The organism is Streptomyces sp. 13-12-16, assembly GCF_002114215.1.
Lineage (GTDB): Bacteria > Actinomycetota > Actinomycetes > Streptomycetales > Streptomycetaceae > Streptomyces.
This window is the reverse complement of record NZ_NCTE01001185.1, coordinates 1-2,265: the sequence shown is the minus strand read 5'-3', so window position 1 is coordinate 2,265 and position 2,265 is coordinate 1. Positions and strand designations below refer to the sequence as shown.

Below are 2,265 nucleotides of genomic sequence, written 5' to 3'. Positions count from 1 at the left end.
CCGCGACGGGTTCGTCACCGGCGCGGCCCTGGCCGCCGCGCTCGGCGCGGTGGCCGCCGACCGCACCCGTGACGCGTTCGGCCGCGTCGCCGAGGGCGGTCCCGACCGGTACACGGCCCAGTGGCTCGCCACGGCCGTGTACCTCACCGGCACCGAGGCGGCGCTGCGCCGGGACAACTGGCTCGGCCACTCACCGGGTCCAGCCGGGTCCGCACGGTGATCCGGGACGGTGCACGGCGCGTCGCCGCACCTCACGTACCGACGACCTTCACGCCCGCGCCACGGCGCCCTTCCCCGACGTTCGCTGCTCCTGGAACACTCCTTTCGCGCGCACCCCCTCAGCATCCGGCACCGTACGAGAGGCCCTCATCCATGCCCGAAGTCAACCGGCGCCGATTCCTCCGACTCGCGGGCGCCACCACGGCGTTCAGCGCGCTGTCCGCGAGCATCGAGCGGGCCGCCGCGCTCCCGGCCCACCACCGCTCGGGGTCGATCGAGGACGTCGAGCACATCGTCGTCCTCATGCAGGAGAACCGGTCCTTCGACCACTACTTCGGCAGGCTGCGCGGCGTCCGCGGTTTCGGCGACCCGCACCCGGTGAGCCTGGAGGGCGGCAGGTCGGTGTGGCACCAGACCAAGAGCGACGGCACGGAGGTCCTGCCCTTCCGCCCGGAGGCCGACGACCTCGGCATGCGGTTCCTGGAAGGGCTGCCGCACGGCTGGTCCGACGGCCAGGACGCCTACCACGACGGCAAGTACGACCGCTGGCTGCCCGCCAAGGGCACCACCACCATGGCGTACCTGACCCGCGAGGACATCCCCTTCCACTACGCGCTCGCCGACGCCTTCACCGTCTGCGACGCCTACCACTGCTCCTTCATCGGCTCCACCGACCCCAACCGCTACTACCTGTGGTCGGGCCACACCGGCAACGACGGCGGGGGCGGCGGCCCGGTCCTCGGCAACGACGAACTCGGCTACGACTGGACGACGTACCCCGAGCGGCTGGAGGAGGCCGGGATCTCCTGGAGGATCTACCAGGACGTCGGCGACGGCCTGGACGCGGCCGGCCACTGGGGCTGGATCCCCGACGCCTACCGCGGCAACTACGGCGACAACTCCCTGCTGTACTTCAACAAGTACCGGAACGCCGAGCCGGGCGACCCCCTGTACGACAAGGCCCGCACCGGCACCGACGCGAAGAACGGCGAGGGTTACTTCGACCGGCTCCGCGCCGACGTCAAGGCCGGCCGGCTGCCGCAGATCTCCTGGATCGCCGCCCCCGAGGCCTTCTCCGAACACTCCAACTGGCCGTCCAACTACGGCGCCTGGTACATCTCCCAGGTGCTGGACGCGCTCACCTCCAACCCGGCCGTCTGGGCGAGGACCGCCCTGTTCATCACGTACGACGAGAACGACGGCTTCTTCGACCACGTGGTGCCGCCGCTGCCGCCGAAGTCGGCCGCGCAGGGCCGGTCCACCGTCGACGTCTCCCTGGACGTCTTCGAGGGCGGCGGCACCCACCGCGAGGGCTTCTACGGGCTCGGCCCGCGCGTGCCGATGCTGGTGGTCTCGCCGTGGAGCAAGGGCGGGTACGTCTGCTCGGAGACGTTCGACCACACCTCGGTCATCCGGTTCATGGAGCGCCGCTTCGGTGTGCGCGAGCCGGGCATCTCGCCGTGGCGGCGCGCGATCTGCGGCGACCTGACCAGCGCCTTCGACTTCTCCCGCAGGGACAGCCGGCCGGCCCGGCTGCCGGACACCGACGCCTACGAGCCGCCGGACCGCGAGCGCCATCCCGACTACCGGCCCACACCGCCGGCCGACGCCGGCATGCCCCGTCAGGAGCGCGGGTCGCGCCCGGCCCGTCCGCTGAAGTACGCCCCCGCGGTGGACGGTTCTGCCGATCCGGCGGCCGGGAGGTTCACGCTGACCTTCGCCTCCGGTGCCCGGGCGGGGGCCGCCTTCCTGGTCACGTCCGGCAACCGCGCCGACGGTCCCTGGACCTATACGACCGAGGCGGGCAAGGAGATCTCGGACACCTGGAACTCGGCGTACTCCGGGGGGTCGTACGACCTGACCGTGCACGGTCCGAACGGGTTCCTCCGTGTTTTCCGGGGGCCGAACGGGGTCGCGGGGTGCGAGGTCACCGCCCGCCACACCGGCGATGACGTCCGGCTGACGTTCGCCAACGGGGGCCCGGGCACCGCCCGGCTGCGGGTGGCCGACGGTTACGGCGGCCGCCCCACGACCGTCACCGTCCGC

1 protein-coding gene and 1 pseudogene are annotated in these 2,265 nt (G+C 72.4%); both read left to right on the top strand.

All coding sequences use genetic code 11. From position 1 onward, the window contains the following. Positions 1-220 (top strand): annotated as a pseudogene (locus tag B7767_RS37195) (hypothetical protein); the annotation flags it as partial. Between the two features lie 152 nt (positions 221-372). Then, the coding region (locus B7767_RS37190; RefSeq protein WP_085575854.1) for a phosphocholine-specific phospholipase C at positions 373-2,265 on the top strand (1,893 nt) is incomplete at its 3' end.